The organism is Pseudomonas corrugata (assembly GCF_050920615.1).
Classification (GTDB): domain Bacteria; phylum Pseudomonadota; class Gammaproteobacteria; order Pseudomonadales; family Pseudomonadaceae; genus Aquipseudomonas; species Aquipseudomonas corrugata.
The window spans coordinates 3,660,574-3,683,808 of record NZ_CP130434.1; the positions used below are offsets into that span (position 1 = coordinate 3,660,574).

At 61.5% G+C, this 23,235-nt stretch carries 17 protein-coding genes; 6 read left to right on the plus strand and 11 right to left on the minus strand.

The window, feature by feature from the left end; translation table 11 throughout:
* The first annotated feature begins 12 nt into the window (after nucleotides 1–12).
* Both QZH45_RS16455 and QZH45_RS16460 read left to right on the plus strand, forming a co-directional pair.
* Entirely contained in the window at nucleotides 13–2,250 is a 2,238-nt protein-coding gene (locus QZH45_RS16455) for a xanthine dehydrogenase family protein molybdopterin-binding subunit (protein WP_069018226.1), read from the plus strand.
* 49 nt (nucleotides 2,251–2,299) lie between these two features.
* The gene (locus tag QZH45_RS16460; protein WP_024776406.1) at nucleotides 2,300–3,448 is read left to right on the plus strand and encodes a MalY/PatB family protein; all 1,149 of its coding nucleotides are present in this window, start codon (nucleotides 2,300–2,302) and stop codon (nucleotides 3,446–3,448) included.
* Nucleotides 3,449–3,587: 139 nt separating this feature from the next.
* Here the strand turns inward: QZH45_RS16460 and QZH45_RS16465 are convergent, their stop codons facing one another.
* Nucleotides 3,588–3,992, minus strand: a complete 405-nt coding sequence (locus tag QZH45_RS16465) for a VOC family protein (RefSeq protein WP_024776405.1) — start codon at nucleotides 3,990–3,992, stop codon at nucleotides 3,588–3,590.
* Between the two features lie 206 nt (nucleotides 3,993–4,198).
* Nucleotides 4,199–4,699 (minus strand): CinA family protein, encoded by a 501-nt coding sequence (locus tag QZH45_RS16470; protein WP_053194044.1) that lies wholly within the window; start codon nucleotides 4,697–4,699, stop codon nucleotides 4,199–4,201.
* A gap of 167 nt (nucleotides 4,700–4,866) precedes the next feature.
* Here QZH45_RS16470 and QZH45_RS16475 point away from each other — a divergent pair, with 167 nt between their 5' ends.
* Nucleotides 4,867–5,478, plus strand: a complete 612-nt coding sequence (locus QZH45_RS16475) for a Yip1 family protein (RefSeq protein WP_053194046.1) — start codon at nucleotides 4,867–4,869, stop codon at nucleotides 5,476–5,478.
* Between the two features lie 63 nt (nucleotides 5,479–5,541).
* On the opposite strand, the gene ligD is transcribed toward QZH45_RS16475, so the two are convergent.
* The 4 genes from ligD to QZH45_RS16495 are packed head-to-tail and all read right to left on the minus strand — an operon-like array spanning nucleotide 5,542 to nucleotide 11,676.
* Nucleotides 5,542–8,139 carry a DNA ligase D gene (ligD, locus tag QZH45_RS16480; protein WP_055136074.1) on the minus strand — a complete coding sequence of 866 codons (2,598 nt, stop codon included), beginning with the start codon at nucleotides 8,137–8,139 and terminating at the stop codon, nucleotides 5,542–5,544.
* Entirely contained in the window at nucleotides 8,136–9,299 is a 1,164-nt protein-coding gene (locus tag QZH45_RS16485; protein ID WP_055136075.1) for a carboxylate-amine ligase, read from the minus strand. Before QZH45_RS16485 ends, ligD begins: the two co-directional genes overlap by 4 nt.
* Nucleotides 9,271–10,272 (minus strand): methyltransferase, encoded by a 1,002-nt coding sequence (locus tag QZH45_RS16490; RefSeq protein WP_024776400.1) that lies wholly within the window; start codon nucleotides 10,270–10,272, stop codon nucleotides 9,271–9,273. Before QZH45_RS16490 ends, QZH45_RS16485 begins: the two co-directional genes overlap by 29 nt.
* Before the next feature lie 9 nt (nucleotides 10,273–10,281).
* Entirely contained in the window at nucleotides 10,282–11,676 is a 1,395-nt protein-coding gene (locus tag QZH45_RS16495) for an iron-containing redox enzyme family protein (protein WP_053194050.1), read from the minus strand.
* A gap of 366 nt (nucleotides 11,677–12,042) precedes the next feature.
* Between QZH45_RS16495 and QZH45_RS16500 the strand changes: the two genes are divergently transcribed.
* Nucleotides 12,043–13,380 carry a cation:proton antiporter gene (locus QZH45_RS16500; RefSeq protein ID WP_024776398.1) on the plus strand — a complete coding sequence of 446 codons (1,338 nt, stop codon included), beginning with the start codon at nucleotides 12,043–12,045 and terminating at the stop codon, nucleotides 13,378–13,380.
* 10 nt (nucleotides 13,381–13,390) lie between these two features.
* Here QZH45_RS16500 and QZH45_RS16505 read toward each other — a convergent pair whose 3' ends face one another.
* Nucleotides 13,391–13,927, minus strand: coding sequence for a hypothetical protein (locus QZH45_RS16505; protein WP_055136002.1), 537 nt, complete (start codon nucleotides 13,925–13,927; stop codon nucleotides 13,391–13,393).
* Nucleotides 13,928–14,071: 144 nt separating this feature from the next.
* Between QZH45_RS16505 and QZH45_RS16510 the strand changes: the two genes are divergently transcribed.
* The gene (locus tag QZH45_RS16510; protein WP_024776396.1) at nucleotides 14,072–14,302 is read left to right on the plus strand and encodes a hypothetical protein; all 231 of its coding nucleotides are present in this window, start codon (nucleotides 14,072–14,074) and stop codon (nucleotides 14,300–14,302) included.
* Between the two features lie 188 nt (nucleotides 14,303–14,490).
* Here the strand turns inward: QZH45_RS16510 and QZH45_RS16515 are convergent, their stop codons facing one another.
* The 3 genes from QZH45_RS16515 to QZH45_RS16525 all read right to left on the minus strand — a co-directional run bounded on the left by QZH45_RS16515 (nucleotide 14,491) and on the right by QZH45_RS16525 (nucleotide 20,566).
* Entirely contained in the window at nucleotides 14,491–16,419 is a 1,929-nt protein-coding gene (locus QZH45_RS16515; RefSeq protein ID WP_053194054.1) for a hybrid sensor histidine kinase/response regulator, read from the minus strand.
* A 149-nt stretch (nucleotides 16,420–16,568) separates the two neighbouring features.
* Nucleotides 16,569–18,899, minus strand: coding sequence for an ATP-dependent DNA helicase (locus tag QZH45_RS16520; RefSeq protein ID WP_069018230.1), 2,331 nt, complete (start codon nucleotides 18,897–18,899; stop codon nucleotides 16,569–16,571).
* Entirely contained in the window at nucleotides 18,896–20,566 is a 1,671-nt protein-coding gene (locus QZH45_RS16525) for a VRR-NUC domain-containing protein (RefSeq protein WP_081036571.1), read from the minus strand. The genes QZH45_RS16520 and QZH45_RS16525 overlap by 4 nt, the downstream gene beginning before the upstream one ends.
* A gap of 196 nt (nucleotides 20,567–20,762) precedes the next feature.
* On the opposite strand from QZH45_RS16525, the gene QZH45_RS16530 reads away from it, so the two are divergent.
* On the plus strand, nucleotides 20,763–20,987 hold the full coding sequence (locus QZH45_RS16530; protein WP_024776392.1) for a YgdI/YgdR family lipoprotein: 225 nt from the start codon (nucleotides 20,763–20,765) through the stop codon (nucleotides 20,985–20,987).
* A 378-nt stretch (nucleotides 20,988–21,365) separates the two neighbouring features.
* Here QZH45_RS16530 and QZH45_RS16535 read toward each other — a convergent pair whose 3' ends face one another.
* Nucleotides 21,366–23,216, minus strand: coding sequence for a polyurethane esterase (locus QZH45_RS16535; RefSeq protein WP_055135727.1), 1,851 nt, complete (start codon nucleotides 23,214–23,216; stop codon nucleotides 21,366–21,368).
* Between the last annotated feature and the right edge of the window lie 19 nt (nucleotides 23,217–23,235).

Genomic DNA, 23,235 nt, shown 5'->3' on the forward strand with positions numbered 1-23,235 from the left:
CCGGAGTGCGCCATGCTGAACGACATTTTTCCAGAGGAACTCCCTCGCACCCTGCAATCGATTCTCACCGACGACGACATGAACAGCTTCGCCGCACTCCCCCGGCGCAGCTTTCTCAAAATCGTCGGCATTGGCGGTCTGGCGTTGGGGGCATTCCCGCACTTGGCCCTGGCACAACAAGCAGGCGACGGCGCGCAAGCGCTCAAACCCACCCAGCAACCGTCGGCGTTCGTGCACATTGCGCCCAACGGCGAGGTAACGGTCACGATCAACCGCCTGGAGTTCGGCCAGGGTGTGCAGACCGGACTGCCCATGATTCTGGCCGAAGAGCTCGATGCCGACTGGAGCCTGGTGCGCACTCGCAATGGCAGCAACGACGCCGCTTATCAGGATCCGAGTTTCGGTATGCATATCACCGGCGGTTCCAACTCGATCAAGAATAGCTACACCCAGTATCGCGAACTGGGCGCCCGCGCTCGCGCCATGTTGCTCGCGGCAGCGGCCGCGCGCTGGAATGTCGATGTGGCGAGCCTCAGCACCCAGGCGGGCATGGTGCTTGGTGCCGGAGGCCGCAAAGCGAGTTACGGGGAACTCGCCGATGCGGCGATGGCATTGCCCGTGCCTGAAACAGTCACCCTCAAGAATCCTAAGGACTTCCGCATCATCGGCCAGGCCACGACGCGCATCGACGCCAAGGCCAAGAGCAGCGGCCGGCAGGAGTTCGGCATCGACATGCACCTGCCCGGACAACTCACCGCCGTGGTGGCCCGCCCGCCTGTATTCGGGGCTCGTATCGCTTCGCTGGATGACAGCGCGGCGCGTGCCACCCAAGGGGTGAAAGCCGTCCTGCGGGTGCCGCTGGACGGAGGGGCCGAGGGTGTGGCGGTGGTCGCAGAAGGCTATTGGCAGGCGAAAACGGGCCGTGATGCGCTCAAGCTGCAATGGGACACGTCCACCGTCGAAAAGGTGGACAGCGAACAGCAGCTGGCCCAGTACCGGGACCTGGCCAACCAGCCCGGCCCCCTTCATTTCGATGCCGACATGACGCCGCTTGCCACGGCTGCGCATCAACTGGAAGCCGAGTTCCTGTTTCCCTACCTCGCCCACGCGCCCATGGAACCGTTGAACTGCACTGTCCAGGTTTCCGGGGACCGCGCCCAGCTATGGGTCGGTACACAGTTCCCCGGTGGCGACGGCGTCGCGGCGGCACGGGTGTTGAATCTCAAACCTGAGCAGGTCCAGGTCAATGTGCAGACGGCGGGCGGTGGCTTTGGCCGGCGTGGCGTTCCCTCCGGCGACTTCGTTGTTCTCGCCTGCGAAGTCGCCAAGGCCGCGCGCACCGCCGGGCTCGATGCGCCCATTCGCACCCTGTGGAGCCGTGAAGATGACATCAAGGGCGGCTACTACCGCCCCATGCACCTGCACCGTGCGCGGATCGGTTTCGATGACAACGGCAACGTACTGGCCTGGGATCACGTGCTGGTCGGGCAATCGATCCTCGCCGACACGATGTTTGGCGCTCGGATGAAGAACGGTATCGACCCCACGGCCACGGAAGGTTTGCGCAACCCCTATCCGCTGCCGATGCGCCTGACGGTGCATCATCCCAAGCTCAACGTTCCGGTGCTGTGGTGGCGCAGCGTGGGATCCACCCATACAGCCTTTGTGATGGAGACATTGATCGATGAAATTGCCCGGACAACCCGGCAAGATCCAGTAGCCTACCGGATGAAGCTGTTTGCCGATCAAAACCCACGCCATCGCGCCGCGCTGCAACTGGCAGTGGACAAAAGTGGTTACGGCAAGAATCAGCTGCCCGAAGGCCAGGCCTGGGGCGTGGCGGTGCACGAGTCGTTCAGTTCGGTGGTGGCCTACGTGGTCCAGGCCTCGGTACAGAACGGTCGTGCGGTGCTGCATCAGGTGACCGCGGGCGTCCATTGCAACCTGGTCGTCAACCCGCGCAGCGTCGAGGCGCAGGTACAGGGTGCGGCCCTCATGGGCTTGTCCATGTGCCTGCCGGGCGGCGCCGTCACGTTGAAAAACGGCGTCGTGCAACAAAGCAACTTCGCCGACTTCAGCGTGCCGCGTATCACCGATACGCCGCAATTCTCGATTCACCTCGTGCCCAGCGCCGAACCACCCACAGGTATGGGGGAGCCCGGCCTGCCGGCATTGGCACCGGCCTTTGCGAATGCGGTGGCGAGCCTGACGGGTAAGCCGGTGCGTCAGTTGCCGTTCAACCTGACGTGACTGGGTTATCATGACCATCATTTCAATCCCCTGACCTGATGGAACCGTCATGACTTTCGATTTCGACCTCGTGTTCGAGCGCCACGGTACCGGCAGCACCAAGTGGAGTCGCTATCCGGCCGATGTGTTGCCGATGTGGGTAGCCGATATGGACTTCGCTGCCCCGCCCGTGGTCATCGATGCGCTGCGCAAGCGTCTCGAGCATCCGATGCTTGGCTACAGCGTGGCCCAGGACACCCTGCGCGCCGCTATCGTGGCTGATCTCTGGAACAAGTACGCCTGGCGCGTCGAGCCTCAGCAGATCGTCTTCCTGCCGGGTGTTGAGCCGGGTTTCAACATGGCTCTGCATGGGCTGGTGGAGCCGCAGCAGAATGTCGTGGTGCAGGTGCCCAACTACCCGCCGCTGCGCAATGCGCCGGACCACTGGCAGTTGAACAAGGTGGAATTGCCTTTCAACCCGGTCAACGGCGAATTCCACACGCCCCTGCCGGCGTTGCGCGAGGCCCTGCACGGTGGCGGTGCCCTGTTGCTGAGCAATCCCCACAACCCGCTGGGCAAGGTGTTCGGCCGGGACGAGCTCAAGGCCGTGGCGGATATCTGTCTGGAGCAGGATGCCTGGATCATCTCCGACGAGATCCATGCCGAGCTGTGTTTCGACGGCCGGGTGCACATTCCCACCGCCAGCCTGAGCCCGGAAATCGCCGAACGCACTATCACTCTGATGTCCGCCAGCAAGGCCTACAACATCGCCGGGTTGAAAACCTCGTTCGCCATCATCCAGAACGCCAAGGTGCGCGAACGGGTCAACAACGCCCGTGCCGGTATGGTCGACAGCGTCAATGCCCTGGGCCTCGAGGCGACCCGTGCGGCCTACAGCGAGGCCGGCCCGTGGCTCGAAGCGTTGAAGGTGTATCTGCAAGCCAACCGTGATTACCTGGTCAATGCGGTGCAGACCCGTCTGCCGGGCGTCGCCATGACCATCCCCCAAGGCACCTATCTGGCGTGGCTGGATTGCTCGGGATTGGGCTTGGACGACCCGCAAGCCTTCTTCCTCAATGAAGCCAAGGTAGGGCTCAGCGCAGGGCTGGATTTTGGCGACGACGCCCAACAGTTCGTGCGCCTGAACTTCGGCTGCCCTCGGGCCTTGCTGGAGGAAGGGATTGCACGGATGGAGAAGAGCCTGAAGGCTCGGCGCTGACTGTTGGAATAACCTACGTGGAGAGGGATTTATCTGTGGCGAGGGGATTTATCCCCGCTCGCTCGCCCAGGGTTCTCAGTGCTGGAAAAGCCGGGTTGCTACGCAACCCAACGGGGATAAATCCCCTCGCCACAAATGATTACTCATGCAGATCCGGCGCATACACAAAACACAGCTTGTTTCCCTCCGGGTCCCGGCAATAGGCGCCAAAGTAGCCCTCCGAGTACTGCGGCCTCGGGCCCGGCGGGCCTTCGTCGAAGCCGCCCATGGCGATGGCCAGGTCCCAGGCGGCGCGCACGGTTTGCGGTGAGTCGGCGGCGAAGCTGACCTGCATGCCATTGCCCCACGTAGCCGGCAAGCCGTTGAAGGGTTTTTGCACGAATACCTGGGGCCAACGCTTGCCGGGTTGATGCCAGCCTTCCCCAGGCGGTCCGGAATCGTTTTCGCTGTCCATGCGCACCAGTCCCAGGCAGCCCAGGACTGCATCATAGAAAGCAATCATCTTCGGCAAGTCTCGCGCACCGATCTGTATATGACTGAACAATTCTTTCTCCCCATTGAATAACGTATGGCCGTTGGAGAATGCCTGTTCTCCAACGTTGCCACGGGCAACTATTGGTCGACAGATGGAGCCGCATCCCGATTGTGGCAAGGGGACCTGTCCCCTCGCCACAAGAACTGCGCATATGAGCGCTGGCGAAAGCCTTCCGGAAAGCCTTCCGGCTCGGTGTGGTTGCTCATGGGACTGTCCTATCGACGCTCACCCGCCAGGGCACGCTGATGAAAGTGTCGCAGTTGCAGGAGCGCGTGTTCGGCGGCCCACAACTGCACCTGTCCGCGACCTCCGAAGAAGCGCTCCTGCCGGCTGAACAGCGCCCGTTTGCCATTCATCTCAAAGGCCCAGGCGAAGCACACGGTGCCTGCCGGGATGCCATCCATGTCGTCTGGTCCGAGGATACCGGTGGTGGCCACCGCCACGTTGGCATTGGCGTCGTGCAAAGCGCCGAGGGCCATTTCCTCGGCCACTTCACGACTGGTGAGGTTGAAGGCATCGATGGTGCGCGGGCTTACGCCTAACAGCCGTTGTTTCGCCTCGGGGGAATACACCACGTAACCGCTTTCGATCAGCGCACCGCTGCCCGGCACCTCCGCCAGCAGCGTGACGATCTGGCCGGCGGTACAGGATTCGGCCGTGGTCAGGCGCAAGTCATGGTCTCGCAGATAATCAACCAGGGAGTGGGCGACAGTCATGGTTCGAAGTCCTTCCGGGATGCTGATGGGTTGACCCCTGCCGCTTGGATTCATTCCCTCTGATCACCTTCCGACGCGCCTCGCCAAATAAATGAAACCGTCACTCAATACTGCGCCTCAAACCCATAAAGGCCTCACGCTGAGGCTGTGCCGATCAGGAGGTCGTCATGTCCGCATCTTTCGTCAAACTGCTCACGCATCCCGAATTCGCCTGGCAGGACATCCGCCAAGAAGAACAGACCCACCCTCGCCACTACCTCGGCCACTTGCTGTTGCTGGCCTTTATTCCGGCGGCGTGCCTGTTCCTCGGCACCACCTGGACCGGCTGGAGCCTGGCCGAGAACGAAACGGTACGGCTCACGGCCCCCAGCGCACTGCAACTGTGTGTGCTGCTGTACCTGACCATCGTCGTCGGCGTGGCCCTGATAGGCCTGTTCATTCGCTGGATGTCACGCACCTTCGAGGCGCGTCCGACATTGAATCAGTGCATCGGCTTTGCCGCTTATACCGCCACACCGTACTTCCTGGCCGGGCTTTGCGGGGTTTACCCCAGCCGCTGGCTGGCGGTAGCCGTATTGCTGGTGGCCTCGGCCTATTCGACCTACCTGCTGTTTATCGGCTTGCCCAAATTCATGAGCCTCAAAAAGGAACAGGGACTGTTGTACTCGGCGAGTGTCTGGGGTGTCGGGTTGCTGGTCCTGGTGACCATGCTGGTGGAGATGATTTTGCTGTGGTTCAACGTGTTGCAGCCGGAATACTTGCGGTTTCCGGTGGGGTGATCACGGGAGGGGCGAGCGACGCAGGCCCCATCTCCGCTCACACAATCCGTTTGACCCGTTGGATCATTTATCCGTTTTCTTCATGCCGATTCGCCGGCGCATATCGGCCGTGATGCTCTGGCGGGTTTTCTTCAGGTCGGCCCAAGGCTCGTGCCCCACTTCCGCAAGACGCTCATGAACGTTGTGTACATTCCACAGATTCGCCCCCTTGAGCTCCGCCACCTCATCCCGAAAGATGGGCACCGACACCGGCAGCCCCTCTCGGGTCCGGACGGCGTAGGCGCAGATGGTGGTGGCGCCCAAGCCATTGCGCAGGTAGTCGATGAAGATCCGCCCTACCCGATTCTTCGGCCCGGACACCGCAGAGAAACGATCCGGCAGCAGCTTTGCCATATGGCTGACAATGGCGTGGCTGAACCCCTTGACCTCGTCCCAGCCGAGTTTGCGCGTCAGCGGCACCACCACATGGATGCCCTTGCCGCCACTGGTCTTGAGGAATGCCTTGAGGCCCAGTTCATCGAGCACCGACAAGGTCAGCTGGGTCGCTTCGACCATGCTCTTCCAAGGCAACGCCGGGTCCGGGTCGAGGTCGAGGACGAAGCGATCCGGCTTGTCCAGATCCACGGTGGTGGCATTCCAGGTGTGCAACTCCACCGTACTCATCTGCACCGCACCGATGAGGGCTTCGGCGTTGTTGATGATCATCACCGGCTGCCCGGTCAGTGCCTTGTCCAGGCTGGTAATCCCGGGGATCGCCAGGCGCTCGGGATTCTTCTGGAAAAACAGCTCGCCGGCGATCCCGTCCGGCGCCCGAACCAGTGCTACCGGACGCTCGTACAGTTCCGGCAGAATGAACTCGGCAACGCCGGCGTAATATTCGGCCAGTTGCAGCTTGGTGGTACCGCTGGTGGCGTCGATGACCCGGTCAGGATGGGTGATCCGCACCTTGCCATCCATCGCCGGGATTTGAGTGCCCTTGGTTTTCGTCGCGGATTTGACCGGTTTTTTGCCGGCTTGTGCAGGCTTGTCCAGCGTTTTCGGACGCTCCTGAGTAATTTCCCTGGCTGGTTTATCACTGCGTAAACCATGGAACACCGCGTGGCGCACCGAACCTTCCTTGGTCATCTCGGCATACGCCACTTCGGCCAGCAACGTCGGCTTGAGCCAGTGCACGCCCTTGGCTTCGTAGCCGGTGGGCGGATTCACCACGGCAGCTTGCTTCGTCTCCAGGGGCAGCAACTGCTGGTGGATGTTCTTGAGGGTGGTCTCGTTGAACCCGGTGCCGACCTTGCCGGCGTAGCACAGCTCGCCGCTGTCGGCGTCATGCAACCCCAGCAGCAATGCACCGAAAGCACTGCGCGCGCCTTTGGGGTCGCTGAAACCGACCACCACGAACTCCTGGCGATTCTTGCATTTGAGCTTGATCCAGTCGCTGCTGCGCCGGGACACATAGGCACTGCCCGCGCGCTTGCCGATCAGCCCTTCCATTTGCATCCGGCAAGCGCTGTTGAGCAACGCTTCGGGGGTTTCCTCGAAGGCATCGGAGAAACGCAACAACGGACTCTCACTGCCTTCCAGCACTGCCGCCAATGCAGCCCGGCGTTGCTCTACCGGTACTTTGCGCAAGTCCATGCCATTGAGATAAGGCAGGTCGAACAGGTAATAAGCGATCTTGCCGCTGCTGCCGGCGTCGAAGGCGTTTTGCAGGGCCTGGAAATCCGGTACGCCCTGTTCGTTGACCACCACCATTTCTCCGTCGAGCCAGGCCGACTCAAGCCCGAGCCCGGCCAGGGCCTCGGCCTGGCTGGGCAACTTGTGGGTCCAGTCGTGGCCGTTGCGGGTAATCAGGCGAACGTCACCGTTCTCGATACGGGCCATGACCCGATAGCCGTCGAATTTGATTTCATAGAGCCATTCGCCGTCGGGGGCGCTTTCCACCAGGGTCGCCAGCTCCGGCTTGAGTGTCTCGGGAATCGGCACGGCCACCGCGCCGCTGAGGGTGGTTTTCGCGATTTTTTTCGATGACTTGGGCTTGGCGGCTTTGTCCGGCTGCTTCACCGCTTTGGCAGCAGCGGCTTTACCCCGGCGCTTGGGTGCGATGGTGCGATCGCTGAGCACGCTCTCCGGCTCGGCCTGCACTACGTCGTATTCACTCTCAGGACGAGCGGCGTCGTCCTGGTGTTTGATCAGGAACCACTGTTCCTGCTTGCCCGGCATGTGCGTACGCACCAGATTCCACAGGCCGGCCAGCTTCTCGCCTTGCAGCTCGAACTTGAGCCGGCCTTTCTCGTAGGCCTCATGGGGATCGCCCTGGGGAATCCACATGCCCCGATCCCAGACAATGACATCGCCGGCGCCATAATGACCTTCCGGAATGCTGCCCTCGAATGTTGCGTAATCCAATGGGTGATCTTCGACATGCACGGCAAGGCGCTTGGACTTGGGGTCCAGGCTCGGTCCCTTGGGCACCGCCCAGCTCTTCAGTGCGCCGTCCAGTTCCAGGCGGAAGTCGTAATGCAGGCGTGAAGCATCGTGTTTCTGAATGCAGAACTGCAAGGCGTGGGCGGTTTTCTTCGATTTGCGCGTGCGCTTCGCCGCCGGCTCCGGGGTGGCGGCGAAATCACGCATACGGTTGTATTCATCAAGGTTCTTGCTGGTCATCGGCCACCTGCGACTTGCTGTAGCGCCGGACCGGCCACCGGCAGCCCGGCAGTTTCCGATACCAATTGATCCACGACCCGACCCAGGGCCTGCACAGGTGTATCTCCCAGGAGCAAGCCTTGTTCGTAGAGGACCACTTGCCGGTCAGCACTGGTGCCTTCCTGCACGATGCGTCGCGCCTGCTTGAACACGTCGCAAACGCCCAGGGCGGCGGCCGTTTCACCAAAGGTCTGTTCGGCCAGGGTCAGCCATTCACCGATGAGCATGGGCTGCTCCTGCACCTCGATGATGAACTCCGCGAGGATCCCGTGGCGTTTGGCCCGCCAGCGGTTTTCCTTGAGGATCCACTGGGATGTCTGGCTGTAGCGCGCCCCGGGTTTGGGTTGGGCAATGGCGTGGGCCACCATCAGCCGAAACAGCGAGACGAGACAGAGCACATCATCGATCCGGGGACAGGCATCGCAGATGCGCATTTCCAGGGTGGGGAAATGCGAGGAAGGCCGGATCACCCACCAGCAATCGCTGGCCTGGCGAATAGAACCGGTGCGCATGAGCAAGTCGACATACTCGGCAAACGCCGATTCGTCTTCGAAAAACTCAGGGACACCCATGCGCGGCCACTCATCGCAGGCGACCTGGCGGTAGCTGTTAAACCCGGTATACGCGCCATTCCAGAACGGTGACGAAGCACTCAGCGCTAGAAACATCGGCAGCCAGGGCAGAACCTCGTTCATCACCCGTACCCGGTCCCGGTCGGCCGGAACCTCCACGTGCACATGCAAGCCCGACAGCACGCTGCGTCGGGCCACTCGCTGGTAATCATCGAACAGTTGCTGGAAGTGCAGTTCATCGGTGGGCTGTAATCCCTGGGCAGCCATGGGATGAGAGCCGGCGCTGAGCAACCCCAATCCATGGGGCGCCAAGCGCCGCGTCAGCCCTGCGCGCACTTTGGTCAAGTAATCGGCGGCCTCGGGCAGGCTGCGAAAGATGGGTGACGCCACCTCGACCTGGCTCTGGAACATTTCATGGGCGAAATGCTTGCCCAGCTCGATCCGGCATTCGGCCACCACCGCTTCAGACGTTTGGCCGGGCATGCAGCGGGTTTGCAGATCGGTGATGAAATATTCCTCTTCAATGCCGAACTTCAGACGCCTGTTCATCGATAATCCCTCCGATTCCCGCGCCGATGCGGGTTACCACCAACGCCACCACGGCGATCCTTTCCACGTCCCGATAACCCGGTGTCAGCAATTCTTCACCAAACACGTCCGGGTCCAGTTCCTTGTAGGTCCAGCCAAAATCCGGCGAATCGCGCCAAGCTCCCAACGCCTCCAGGAACGGATCGCGACCTTCGACCATCGCGACACCGGTGTAGAGCACCAGGGAGCCGCCTGGCATGAGCCGGGGCAACGCCTGCTCGACGATGCGCAACGACAGTCCGGCGCCGAGGGTTCCACCACCGTCGCGATAGGCGCGCTCCGCCGGATCGGCCATATACGGAGGGTTGGCGACGATCAGGTCGAACTGGCCGTCCACGTTCTGCAGCAGGTCGCTATGCGCGATCTCTAGGTTACCCACCTCGGCCAACGCGGCGTTGACTGCGCTCAGGCGCAGGGCCAGCGGGTTGATGTCCAGGGCGAGCACCTGGGCCTCGCGACGGGCCCGGGCAATTACGATCGCGCCGACACCGGCGCCACAGCCGATGTCCACGGCTCGATGCACTGCCGTGAAATTCTGTTGCAGATGAGTATGGATCAGTTGTGCGAAGCGGTAGCTGTCCGGGCCAAAAAACACCGCGTCGCTGGACTCGGTAGGGAATGCCGAATGGGCAAACAGCAGCCCATCCAGGCTCGACCAGCGTACCCGGCTGCGAAGCAGACCTTCGCGCTCTTCCAGCACCTCGGCTTCCTGCAATTGACGCTGCTCATCGGCCGAAATCAGCCCCGGCGCAAATGGCCGCGACCAGCCGAACACGTCACGCAACGTCTTGGAATGTTCGTTTCCGGGGCGCTGGTTGACCCGCTTGTGGGTCAACGGCGTTGGCGTGATGAAGCGATAACCGTCGGCTTGCAGGCGACGGCCCAGCTGTAACAGCGCCAGGTCGGGTTCGGACAGGCGTTCTTCCTGATTCATGCAGGGCTCCTAGCGAAGTACGGATTTGAGTTCGATGAACCGGCGGGTCGCCAGCAATCCGGCCGGATGGCTGTGGCAACGGGGCGAAAGCCAGGGCATCAATGTCTGCATCTGCTGGGCGGGCGTTTGGCCACGCAGCGCCTGCTGCAGACTTTGCACATCGGGATCTTCCGCCGGCGTTGGCAGCGCGCTGGCGGCGCCGTGGTTGCGCCGGGGCGCCGCACGAGGGCCTTCGTCCAGCCAGTCGCCAGCGATCCAATCATGCAAGAGCTGTTTTTCGTAAGGGCTGAACACCCCGAACATCGCCGCGCCGGGACCTTCGATCAGGGTCCAGAACCGGCTGTTCTGCGGGTCCTCATGGCGCTTGATCCAGCCTTTGCCCTGCAGCGCATCGAGGAAGCCTTCCAACTGTCCCGGCATCGCCAGCCACTGGTTGACGGTCTTGCCCTCGAATTTGCAGTAATCGGAGTGCATATGCTGGCCGAACGGGCGTTTGCGTTCGAGCATGTCCAATACTTCGCGATACAGGTCGAACGACTCGATGATCGTCCGGCTGCCTCGCCCGAGGTCATTGAGGCGATAACCCAGGGTCACCCGGCGCCAGAAGGCGTCGCGATCGGCTTCCATCGGCATCAGTTGCAACAGCGATTGCACGGCTTTGTGAGCGTGGCCGGTACTGGCGTTATCGATGGTCACGTGGAGGGTGAAGTAATACGGGTCAATGTCCAGTTCGCTCAGCTCATAGGCGCTGATCAACAGGTGCAAGGGCAGTTGCTCGTAACCCAGGTTGTAGCCGATGACCTCGGGCAGGTATTCATCACCGGCATATCCCAGGGCCAACTGCACCGCGCCTTGCAGGTAGTGGTCATCGTCGATGTCCGGAGCATCCGCCAAACCATGTTCGGCGAGCAGCTTGCGGTAGATCACAACATGGTTCTGCGCCGGGACGCCGTCGCCCAACTCTTCCAGGTAGGTGCACAGCAGTCCTTCGAAGCGGTGGTCGTGCCAGTGTTCAAGCACGCCATACAACCAGGCTCCGTCTACCAGCTTGGTCGGTGCGACGGCCTGGAGGAAGTACAACGCGTGGGCCTTGTTGGAAAAAAACTCCCGTGCGCCTCCGTTTTTGCGCCGTTCCAGGTAATCACCGTATTGCCGGGCCACACCGGCGCTGTGTTGCTCGACCCAGGCTTGCAGAGCCATGGGGTCGTCGGGCATCTCCTGCGCCAGCGTGGCTGCTTTATCCAGGCATGACTGGACAAAAGCTTGGGCCACAGCCTGCCGGTCGGCATCGTCCGGGCCCTGGAGCAGCCGCTCGTAGCATTGGCGCACGTTGCCGGCAGCGGTGAACGGATCTGTAAACGGTCGCACGGTGGCGGGCCGGTGAAGGGTGGTCAGCGCAGTCATAAGGGCCTCATGGGTGCTTGGCAGGACGCTGAATCAGCACGTCTCTTCCAGTGCAGAGCCTTGAGCGGAGCGAAAAATTCCCTCGGATTGAAATGCAGCCGGATAAACGGGGCGTGCTGTTGTAAGGGGAACCCTGGCTTTGTTCGAGCTCTCGAATGGAAGAGCCGAAGGTAAGTGCCAACCCTTGTGGCGAGGGGATTTATCCCCGCTGGGCTGCGAAGCAGTCCTAAAACCTGCCACTGCGGTGTACCAGACAGATTGAGTTGACTGTTCTAGGGCCGCTTCGCAGCCCAGCGGGGCGGTGCGACGTTTCGATAAATCCCCTCGCCACAGGGTTCTGGTTTATCCCGCCATCAAGGAGCACCAATGATTTTCACAGCGTGGGTTGCGGTGCTCGGTACCGTATTGCTGACCCTGGCCCTGACTTCTTCATACCTGCGCTGGATGCCGGTGACCACCTCGGCGATATGCCTGGCGCTGGGCGTCGCCATCGGTCCGGCGGGGGTGGAGTTGTTGCAGTTGGACATCCATGACTCCACAACGTGGATGGAACACCTCACTGAAATAGCCGTGGTGTTTTCGCTATTCGTCAGCGGTCTCAAGTTGCGCCTGCCCTTCAAAGACCGTACCTGGCGCGTAGCCTATGGGTTGGCCGGACCGGTGATGATCCTGAGCATCGCCGGTCTGTGCCTGACGCTGCATTATCTGTTCGGCCTCGGCTGGGGCGTGTCACTGCTGATCGGCGCGATGCTGGCGCCGACCGACCCGGTGCTGGCGGCGCTGGTGCAGGTCAACGATGCCCGGGACGACGATCGGGTGCGTTTCGGGTTATCCGGTGAGGCCGGGTTGAACGATGGTACAGCGTTTCCGTTCGTGATCCTTGGTCTGCTGATGCTGCGCGACGGCAACGACGGTTTCCTCGCCGAGTGGGCCTTGCGCGATGTGCTATGGGCCGTACCGGCAGGCTTGTTGATCGGTTACATGATGGGCCGTGGCATCGGTCGCATGACCTTGTCGATGCGTATCAGGAATGCCGACAGCACCCTCTCGCCCAATGATTATCTGGCCCTGGCGTTGATTGCGTTGGCCTACGTCGCCGCCGAATCGGTCCAGGGCTACGGCTTTCTCTCGGTGTTCGCCGCCGGGTTGGGGTTGCGCCAGGCCGAAGTGGCTTCCACCGCCGAGGACTCGCCGCCAGCCGAACACCTGGTGCAACCGGTGGTAGGACACGAAACAGTCGCTCCTCGGCAAGCCGTGCTGGCGGACACCGAGTCCCTGGAAGACAGCCAGGTGGCCGCCGGTGTGATGATGGGCGACATGCTCGCGTTTGGCAGCCTCGTGGAGCGCGCCATGGAGGTGTTCCTGGTGACGCTGCTCGGGATAGTGCTGGTTAATCACTGGGACTGGCGGGCCCTGGCCATCGGCGCGCTGCTGTTCGCCGTCATTCGTCCATTGTGTGTGCTGGCAATGCCTTGGGGCCGTTTGATGGACCGCTCGCAACGATTGCTGATCGGGTGGTTCGGCATACGTGGCATCGGCAGTCTGTTCTACCTGTTCTATGCCTTGAACCATCACTTGCCACCCGAGGTGGCGAATCTGTGTATCAACCTCACGCTCTCGGTGGTGGCCCTGAGTATCCTGGTCCACGGTTTGAGCACCCAGCCGACCCTGGCGTGGTATGAACGCCACAAGCGTTCAGGCTAGACCAGTGACCTCAAGCCCCGGGGTCGCTCACCTGGATGTAGACCGAATACATCCCCAGCAGTACCCAGAACGCGGCGAAGATCCACGGCGTACGCACCGAAAACAACAGGGATTTGCGGTACCCCTTGTGGGTCGATTCCCGCTCGCTGAACAGCGGCGACTCGTCATAGACCAGGCCCATCATCGGTTCGCAGCGCAACAGCTCACTTTGTTTGAAATGCCAATGATCGATGATCTCGTAGGCGGCACGAATACCCGGCCAGGCGTTGAGGGAGCTCAGGAAGCCCAGCAAGGCCAGGAACGGCGGCACGATCAAGGTAAACAGCTTGCCCCATTCCGGGTTCAGGTTTGCCATGCAGGAGGCGAAGGCGATCACCAGGAACGACTGGGCGGCAAGATACGCATCGGTACGATTGGCCAGGATACTGGTTTCGTACTGGATCTCCCGACGATAGAAATCCAGTCGTTCCTTGGGGGAGCCGAACAGTTTGGCCTGGTGTTCCGTCAGCGCTTCTTCCTGGGTCTGGCTGGTCAGGATTCGGGGCATTGCGTGGGCTATCCCTCGGTAATGATTCGAACCTGTTAGAGGACCGCGCCAACAGGCAAGTTCAAGTCGATGGACCGCAGGTTCAACGAAACGTCGTCCCGCCGCCAGGGTCTTTAGATCATCGATGGCGTTGAGGAAAATTGGGTGGATTATCTTGCATGGGTGCAGTGGCCGGCGATGGTGGTGACGGTGCTCGCCGCCTGGCTGATCGGATCACGCCAGCCACGGCGGCGGCTAATGGGCTTCAGTTGCTTCATTGCAAGCAACATTCTGTGGGTTGTCTGGGGGCTGCATTCGGATGCGTATGCGCTGATTGTGTTGCAGTTCTGCTTGTGTGCCATGAATCTGCGGGGGTTCAGCAAAAATGCCCGATAGCCAGGGAACGCAAGCTTCTGTGACAAGGGTATCTGTGGGAGCAAGGCTTGCCCGCGATGAAGCTGATGCGGTCTTCTCAGAAACCGCAGTGTATGTATCGCGGGCAAGCCTTGCTCCCACAGGTTCTCCTGCCACAGGTTCTCCTGCTACAGGTTCTCCTGCTGCTGGGGATCATCAACAGGCCATGGTCATTTCATCGTCTGCCCAATAGCCTGCACCAGGTCAATCTGCTTGAACGGCTTGGTCAGCCGCGGCAACTGCGTGGCGAAACCCTCCAGGCGCTCGGCGTAGCCGGTGGCAAGAATGACGGGCAAGGTGGGTTGCCGGTCTCGTAGCAACTTAGCCAAGTGCGCCCCATCCATCTGTGGCATGGCCATATCGGTGATCACCAGGTCGATGTCCGGATTGCGCTCGTATAATTCCAGCGCCTGCGCGCCCGACGGGGCGCAGAGCACCCGGTGCCCCAGATCTTCGATCAACAGGCGAGTGCTGGTCAGCACCAGGCTGTCATCGTCGACCACCAGCACCAGCAGTTCCTGGGTCGACAACGGTGCCTGCGCCTGTACCGGCACCGTCTCCGGCACCGAGTGATCAGCCACTGGCAGCCATAACTCAGCCGTGGTGCCGACCCCCTTCTGGCTCTTGAGTATCAACCGCCCCCCCAACTGTTCGGCCAGGCCATGCACCATGGACAAGCCCAGGCCTGTGCCCTTGCCGACACCCTTGGTGGTGAAGAACGGGTCCACGGCCGAGGCCAGCGTCGCCTCATCCATCCCCTCGCCTTCGTCGGTGATCGACAGACAGACGTACCGCCCGGTCCTCAGAGACGTGTCCGGAGCCCCAGTATCCCGTCGCTCATTGGCCGCAATCAGGATGCGCCCGCCGTGGGGCATGGCGTCCCGGGCGTTGGTCGCCAGATTGAGGATGGCCAGTTCCAGCTGGTTGACGTCCGCCAGGACCGGCGACAGCGCATCGGCGAAAGCGGTCTGGATATGTATCGACGGGCCCATGGAGCTTTGCAGCAGGCCGCTGATGCCCTGCACCAAGGCCGCCAACTCCACCGACTCGGACGTCAGTTTCTGCCGACGGGCAAAGGCTAGCATCCGCTGGGTCAGCGAAACCCCGCGCAGCGCGCCCTGTGTCGCGTTGTCCAGCAATTGGGCCAGTTTCGGGGTACCAGGCATGCGCTTGCGCACGATCTCCAGGTTGCCGAGAATCACCGTGAGCAGGTTGTTGAAGTCATGGGCAATGCCGCCCGTGAGTTGACCGATGGCCTGCAATTTCTGGGACTGGAACAGGGCCTCGCGGGTCTGCTCAAGGGCCTGCTGCGCCTGGGTGGCGTCGGTGATGTCGCGGGTGATCTTGGCAAACCCCAGCAGCGTGCCGGTGTCGCTGCGGATCGCATCGATGACCACATGGGCCATGAACCGCGTACCGTCCTTGCGTACCCGCCACCCTTTCTTCTCGAAGCGCCCTTCGCTGGCGGCGATGCTCAACGCCCGCTGTGGCTCGCCATTTTCACGGTCTTCGGGGGTATAGAACATCGAAAAATGCCGGCCAATGGCCTCAGCCGGCAGGTAGCCCTTGATCCGTTGCGCCCCCTGGTTCCAATTGGTCACTTGCCCTTCAGGATTGAGCATGTAGATGGCGTAATCGGTGACACTCTGTACCAGCAGGCGAAACTGCTGCTCGCTTTGCTTGAGGGTTTCCTCGGCCATCTTGCGATCGGTCAGGTCGCGGGTGATCTTGGCAAAACCGAGCAAGGCGCCGCTCTGGCTGTCGATGATCGGGTCGATGACCACATGGGACCAGAACAGCGTACCGTCCTTGCGCACCCGCCAGCCCTCGCCTTCGAAACGGCCCTCGCGCAAGGCGGTATCCAGCGCCCGTTGCGGCAGGCCGGCGGCGCGGTCCTGGTCGGTGTAGAAACGGGAGAAATGCTGGCCGAGGATCTCGGACTCTTCGTAGCCTTTGAAGCGCCGGGCACCGGAGTTCCAACTGGTGATGATACCCGTAGGGTCGGTCATGTAGATGGCATAGTCGACCACGGCGTCGATCAGCAGCCGAAAACGCTGTTCCTCGTTAATGCGGGCAGTCTTCTGATTGTTCTCAAGCATTTTTGGCCGGGGTGTCCGTGTAGATTCTTTGCGAAGTATGGTGCAGGTCCTGCCTCGGAAATTATTAACCGGCGGGACCAAAAATGGAAATCGACGCAAATCCCTTTGTGGGAGCGAGCCTGCTCGCGATAGCGGTCGTTCAGTTGGCCCTAAGTGACTGAAACGCCGCAATCGCGAGCAGGCTCGCTCCCACAGGATTTAGCAGGATGTTCTTGAGTGACAGACCACCAATCCGGCAATAAGTGCTGCACCCGGGCTTCGCCGAACCGGTCGTCGATCAGCATCACCACCCCACGGTCCTGTTGGGTGCGGATGACGCGCCCGGCGGCCTGGACGACTTTCTGCAAGCCGGGGTACAGGTAGGTGTAGTCATAGCCGTCGCCGAAAATCGCGGCCATGCGCTGCTTGATCTGTTCGTTGACCGGATTGAACTGCGCCAGCCCCAGGGTGGCGATAAACGCGCCGATCAGCCGCGAGCCCGGCAAGTCGATTCCCTCGCCGAACGCACCGCCCAGCACCGCGAAGCCGATGCCCTGGCTGTGCTCCATGAACCGTTCGAGAAAGGCCTGCCGGGACGCTTCGCCCATGCCCCGGGATTGGGTCCAGATCGCAATGTCCGGGTGCCGTTCGGCGAACAGCCCGACCACCTGTTGCAAGTAATCGAAGCTACTGAAAAAGGCCAGGTAGTTGCCGGGACGTTCGCCGAACTGGCGCGCCATCAACCCGACAATCGGTTCCAGCGATGCCTGGCGGTGGGCGAAACGGGTGGAAATCCGACTGACGACCTGAACGTCCAGTTGTCCGGCATGGAACGGTGATTCCACATCGATCCACACCATATCCGCCGGTGTGCCCAACAGGTCGGCGTAGTAGTGCCGTGGACTCAGGGTGGCGGAGAACAGCACGCTGCTGCGGGCCGCCGTGAGCCTTGGCCGCAAGAAGCCGGCCGGCACCACATTGCGCAAGCACAAGGTGGACAGGCTGCGTTGACGACCGAGCTCACGCTTATGGATGTCAAACAGGAAATGCTCATTGAACGATTCCGCCACCCGACCGAACTGCAAGGCCTCGAAGTAGAACGCCTGCAAGTCGCCGTCCAGGCCCTGGGGATGGTCATTGAGGTAATCGCCGATGGCCGTGGTGCACAGGGACAGTGCCTGGAGCAGTTTCTCCGGTGGTTTTTCATAGGCCTGGTAGGCCGCAACCTGAAGAGCGTGCAAGGCGTTCCACTGGCGATTGACCCGCTGCAAGGATTTCTTCAGGGGTTCGGGGGCGGTTTTGCGCACCGCGGCCAATGTGGACTGGTCGAGGGTCGCGCTGTACATCTGCCGCCCCCGTTCCACCAGGTTATGGGCTTCATCAACCAGGGTCGCGACGGTCAAGCCATCGGCCTGGGCCAGGGCGAACAGCAAGGCGCTGAAGTCGAAATAATAGTTGTAGTCGGCGACGACCACGTCGGCCCAACGGGCCATTTCCTGGCTGAGGTAGTACGGGCACACTTCATGGGCCAGCGCAATCTCGCGCAACGCGGCCTGATCGAGCAAGGTGAGCCTGCTGGCGGCCTCGCGGGCGCCGGGCAGGCGTTCATAGAAGCCACGGGCCAGTGGACAGGATTCGCCATGGCACGCCTTGTCCGGATGCTCACAGGCTTTATCCCTGGCGACCATCTCCAGGACCCGCAACGGCATCGACGGTGCGCTATGGGTGATCACCCGCGCGGCATCCAGCGCCAGCTTGCGTCCCGGCGTCTTGGCCGTGAGAAAGAACACCTTGTCCAGTCGCTGCGGCGCCAGGGCCTTGAGCATCGGGAACAGCGTACCGATGGTCTTGCCGATGCCGGTGGGCGCCTGGGCCATGAGGCAGCGTCCGGTGCTGACCGCCTTGAACACCGACTCGGCCAGGTGCCGTTGTCCCGGCCTGAAGCCAGCATGGGGAAAGGCCAGCGCCTGCGCACCGCCGTTGCGCGCTTGCCGGTGAGCCATCTCCTGTTCGGCCCAGGCCAGGAACAATGCGCACTGCTCTTCGAAGAAAGCCTCGAGCTGCGTCGCCTCGAAGCCTTGCGTCAGGCAGGTTTCCTGTTCACTGACGATGTCGAAATACACCAGGGCCACGTCGATGCGTGGAAGGTGCAGTTTCTGGCACATCAGCCAGCCGTAGATCTTCGCCTGGGCCCAGTGCAACTGGCGATGATTGGCCGGTTGCCTGGACAGGTCGCCGCGATAGGTCTTCACCTCCTCGACGCAGTTGCGGACCGGGTCGTAGCCGTCGGCTCGCCCCTTGACCCGCATGCTCCGGTAGCGGCCTTCGAGGCTGATCTCTGCCTGATACGTAATATTGCGCCGTGATGCCACGGTGCGGTGGCCAACGATACCTTCCAGCGCCGTGGGCGAAGGGGTAAAGCGCAGGTCCAGGTCGCCGGTCTTGGCGGTGAACTCACACAACGCCCGCACGGCGATGCTGTAGGCCGGTTCCGGGGTCATGCGCCCTGCTCCATCCATTGCACATGGCAGACCGCGACGGGCATCCGGTGTTCGTGACAGAACGCCAGCCAACGCAATTGGTTGTCCTGCAGGCGGTCGCCGGGGCCTTTGACTTCGATCATGCGATACGTCTTGTGCTGCGGCCAGAACTGGATCAGGTCCGGCATGCCGGCACGGTTGGCCTTGATGTCCAGCAGCAGGCGATTGAACCAGTGCTTGAGGTGTTCGGCCGGGAGGCAATCGAGTGCCTGATGCAACAGTTCTTCAGACATCGCACCCCAGAACACGAAAGGCGATTGGACACCCCATTTCTCTGTATAGCGACGCACAATGGTGTCCCGATAGCGCCCATCGTCGAGTTCCGCGAAGCAGGTGGCGAACAGTTCGGCGCGGCGGACCGGGAAATCTTCGTTGAGCAGGTCCACCGGGCCGCGCTGGAACGGATGGAAGAACGCCCCCGGCAAAGGCGCGAAAATAGCCGGCCAGCACAACAGGCCGAACAATGAGTTGATCAGGCTGTTCTCGACGTAATGCACCGGGGCGGTCTCGTCGTGCAAATGAGCCTGGACGTGATACTCCACCGACAAGGCCGGATCGACGCGGGGCAGACGAAGGTCCAGCCGCTCCGTTTCCCGGACCACGGCACGAGGCACCGGCGGGCCGCCCAGCTTGCGCTGCAACCGCGGCACGACCCTGAGCAACGCCTGGCTTTCAGCTGCGTTCTCCGGCGCCAGGGCTGCCGCTTCCCCCAGTTCCAGGGCCAAGGCGTACTCACCGAGGCGCTCCAGCACGCGGATCATCCGCAACCGTGCGCCGGGGTAGCGGCAGTCGCGATAGATGCACAGGGCCAGGGCAAAATCGGCGATGCGTTCGGCGTGCTGGCCGATCTGGAACAGCAACTTGCCTCGGCGCCGCTCCAGCCACGGGTTGTCCAAGACCAACGCGTTGACTTGGGCGACGATGTCGTCCAGTGGCTCGCCGGCTTCGAAGCGCTGCTGGCACCCGTGCAGGAACAGACAGGCATCGACATCCTGTCGGCTGCGCAAGCCTCGGGATTCGGCGCTGAACGCCACGGTTTCGTAAGTGAAGATGCCCAGGTCCGCCAGCACGAACTCCGACCAGTCCTGATAGAGGTTGCCAAAGAACATCAACCGCAGCCGGTCGCAGGTTTCCATGATCGTCAGGCTGTACAGCCGCTCCTCCAACTGCGGGCACCATTGATTGAATGGCCGTGTTTCGTCCAGACGATCGTCCAAGGCCAGGAGCCATTCGGACTTTTTCGCCTTGGGCCGTTCGATCAGGTGGCCCAGGCACAGGATGATTTCCGGCTTGAGCAGCACCTCGAACAGTTCGGCAAGGTTCAGGGGTTGATCCTGTACCCAGCCCAGGGACAGCAGCGGTTCGACCGCCGCGCCAATGTCACCGATTTCCAGGTAGTGCAATTTGCTGTGCCGAAAGCGCAACCCCTTGCGCATCACCATGCGTACCAGCAAGCCTTGGGACGAGCGAGGCAACGACGCGAAGTCGTCGATGAAGCGCTGCTCCTCGATGCTGAGTACGTCGGCATAGCGTTGCGTCAGCCAGGCAAGCACCTGCTGGAAATTGTTCAGGTAATAAAAGGGATCGTCGAGAGGGTTGGCTGTCACGGGAAGAAGCGCCACGGGCATTGGAGTACTGGTTATGCGTACAGATACCAGCTACGGACGACTCGAGCAACTGCAAAGGATGAGTGGTTCCCTCAATCAATAAAGTGAAATCCTCTAGTCGGCGATGAACTTTCCTACAGTAAGCGGGACCAATGGCGGTTGATTACAGTGATGGCGCGGCCGGATGAGCCGCGTCCTTTGATCGAGAGGTATGGATATGAATATCAGATTTCTGGGCCTGCCTTTGGCTGCCGCAGCTTTCCTGGCGCTGGCCGGCTGCTCGACGCCGACCGTCGTGACCTTGCAGAACGGCACCCAGTATTTGACCAAGGACACCCCCAACACCCGAACGTCCGATGGCTTTTACGAGTTCGAAGACATTGCCGGCAAGAAAGTCCGGGTGCGCGCCGACGACGTGGCGACGATTCGCAAGGAAGACTGAATATCTTTGGCCTTGGCCGGGATAACGATGGCATCGCTGGCATCACTTGCGGCTGTACTGCCGCCATCGCGAGCAGGCTCGCTCCCACAGGGGATCTGCGGTGGTCATGGAATCAAAGTCAGCCCCGATCCATGTGGGAGCGGGCTTGCTCGCGAAAGCGGTGAACCAGCCGCTTAAAGGATTGACTGTACTGCCGCCATCGCGAGCAAGCTTTGCTCCCACAGGGGATCTGCGGTGGTCATGGAATCAAAGTCAGCGCCGGTCCATGTGGGAGCGAGCCTGCTCGCGATGGTGGCACATTCAACATCGATGCAGCAGGTCCACCGCTATCGCGAGCAAGTTCAGTTCCCACAGAGGTCAGGGTTCAATACCCAGGAATCAGGCAAACACGATGTTGTCTCCAACCTGCCCCAGCCCTACCCCCACCAAGGTCACGGAGTTGTCGCCAACCGTGAGCAGCGTATCGGCGCCCACCTGCGACAAGTGCTGGCTGTAGTCATAACCCGCCCCAGCCCCCTGTATGCCGAGGAAAACCAACTTGTCACCCCCGTCGTAACCGCTGATCCGGTCCTGACCGAATACGCCACTGAAGATGAAGGTGTCGCTGCCGCCACCCGATTGCATCACGTCGTTGCCCGAACCGCCGACGAAGGTGTCGTTGCCCACACCACCCACCAGTTGGTCGTTGCCGTCCAGGCCGAACAGCCAGTCACCGGTCGCCCGAGCCATCAAGGTGTCGTCAGCCGCGCTGCCGTTGACCGATGAGGCATACGCCGTCAGGTTGCCCGCGGTCACCAGACCGTTGGCGGTCACGCTGTGGCTGACCTCATCCTTGAGCATTCCCCAGAGCGATCCGGGCTCCCGGCTGACCAGCGTACCGATGTCACGGGTGATGCTGATCCCGCCATGAGCATCACCCACGTACAGCGTTCCGGCCCCGTCATGGGCAAAACTGAAGTCCTTTATCGATTGCTGCAGTTGCAGGCAGTTGGTGCCCTGCCCGCCCAGGATAACGTTATAGCCACCGCCATCGCGGAACGTATCGTTGCCGGCGCGACCTTCCAGGTAATCGTTACCCTGGCCGCCCTGGATCAGATCCGCCTGGTCGCTGCCAATGATGAAGGTACTGCCGGTATGGGCTTCGGCATTGCGATTGAGGTCCTGCACCCACGTATTGCCCCGAGCCGGGTCCGACAGATTGGCAACGATGATGGTGGAGTCCTTTCCGGTCAGGTCGTAGAACGCCGAGCCCATGATCCGCCCCATGCCATCGCCGTAGCCGGTGGGCAGATGGGAAATCCAGGTGGGAATGTTCAGGATGGAAAACGGCAACACGTTCCAGGCCGTCGACGCGTAATGGTCGTTGAAGCTGACGATGTTGTTCGTGGCTGATTCCTGCTGCGCATCATGCACGCCCACCGACGCCAGATTGAAGGTCGAACCGTCCAGCGCCCGGAATACCGGATCGTTTTCATAGCCGATGTTCAGCACTTTGTCGGTGCCGCTCTGGGTCGGTGAAGCATAAGCGATGTAGTTCGCGCTGTTGTAGAAGCCCGACCACTTGTCCGCGCTCAAGTCGGCCATGCTATTGACCGCCAACCCACCCAGGCTGTGGCCGCTGACCAACACGTCCTTGCCCGTCAGGCCGTGGGCCTGGGCAAACTTCGCGACGTCGGCAAGCAGATTGCCGAAGGCCTCACCGGCGTAGTTTTTCGCATAGTCCTTGGGCCCCAGGGCGGCCATCAGGTCGTTGAACACATCGCCTATTGAGTCGGTGATCAGGTTTTCCCGGGGGCCGCTGGTGCCACGAAACGACACGCCGATTTCCTGCAGATGTCCATCAGCGTCGTACTTGCCAAGGATCTCCACTTGCGCGGTGGTGTAGCCGGTTTTCTCGCCGAAAAATGTTCCGCGACCATCCACCTTGCCGGTATAGCCCAGTTGCGAGGCACTGATGGGCGTCCAGCCGGCCTTTTGCACCGCTTCCAGGGCAAGCTTTTCCGAGTCGGGATTCCAAGGCACGCCGGGAATCACCCCTTGGGAATCAGTGCCGCCCAGCAGTGCCGTGACCAGGGTCGCCGGTAGACCGGCACCGAAGCCATTGTGCTGGTACCCGGCAGCAAAGCCATTGTCGAGGTTATGGTAGGAATACAACATGATGGCCATTGCATCGCTCACCAATGCCTTGGACTCGGTGGTGCCGAGGTTCTTGTAGTCGTAGATACCCATGTGTAGCTGCCTCTCTTTT

Excerpts from the sequence above, each read along its gene's own strand:
- QZH45_RS16455 (WP_069018226.1), top strand. The coding sequence starts at position 13 with ATGCTGAACGACATTTTTCCAGAGGAACTCCCTCGCACCCTGCAATCG.
- QZH45_RS16460 (WP_024776406.1), top strand. The coding sequence starts at position 2,300 with ATGACTTTCGATTTCGACCTCGTGTTCGAGCGCCACGGTACCGGCAGC.
- QZH45_RS16470 (WP_053194044.1), bottom strand. The coding sequence starts at position 4,699 with ATGACTGTCGCCCACTCCCTGGTTGATTATCTGCGAGACCATGACTTG.
- QZH45_RS16475 (WP_053194046.1), top strand. The coding sequence starts at position 4,867 with ATGTCCGCATCTTTCGTCAAACTGCTCACGCATCCCGAATTCGCCTGG.
- ligD (WP_055136074.1), bottom strand. The coding sequence starts at position 8,139 with ATGACCAGCAAGAACCTTGATGAATACAACCGTATGCGTGATTTCGCC.
- QZH45_RS16485 (WP_055136075.1), bottom strand. The coding sequence starts at position 9,299 with ATGAACAGGCGTCTGAAGTTCGGCATTGAAGAGGAATATTTCATCACC.
- QZH45_RS16490 (WP_024776400.1), bottom strand. The coding sequence starts at position 10,272 with ATGAATCAGGAAGAACGCCTGTCCGAACCCGACCTGGCGCTGTTACAG.
- QZH45_RS16495 (WP_053194050.1), bottom strand. The coding sequence starts at position 11,676 with ATGACTGCGCTGACCACCCTTCACCGGCCCGCCACCGTGCGACCGTTT.
- QZH45_RS16500 (WP_024776398.1), top strand. The coding sequence starts at position 12,043 with ATGATTTTCACAGCGTGGGTTGCGGTGCTCGGTACCGTATTGCTGACC.
- QZH45_RS16505 (WP_055136002.1), bottom strand. The coding sequence starts at position 13,927 with ATGCCCCGAATCCTGACCAGCCAGACCCAGGAAGAAGCGCTGACGGAA.
- QZH45_RS16515 (WP_053194054.1), bottom strand. The coding sequence starts at position 16,419 with ATGCTTGAGAACAATCAGAAGACTGCCCGCATTAACGAGGAACAGCGT.
- QZH45_RS16520 (WP_069018230.1), bottom strand. The coding sequence starts at position 18,899 with ATGACCCCGGAACCGGCCTACAGCATCGCCGTGCGGGCGTTGTGTGAG.
- QZH45_RS16525 (WP_081036571.1), bottom strand. The coding sequence starts at position 20,566 with ATGCCCGTGGCGCTTCTTCCCGTGACAGCCAACCCTCTCGACGATCCC.
- QZH45_RS16530 (WP_024776392.1), top strand. The coding sequence starts at position 20,763 with ATGAATATCAGATTTCTGGGCCTGCCTTTGGCTGCCGCAGCTTTCCTG.
- QZH45_RS16535 (WP_055135727.1), bottom strand. The coding sequence starts at position 23,216 with ATGGGTATCTACGACTACAAGAACCTCGGCACCACCGAGTCCAAGGCA.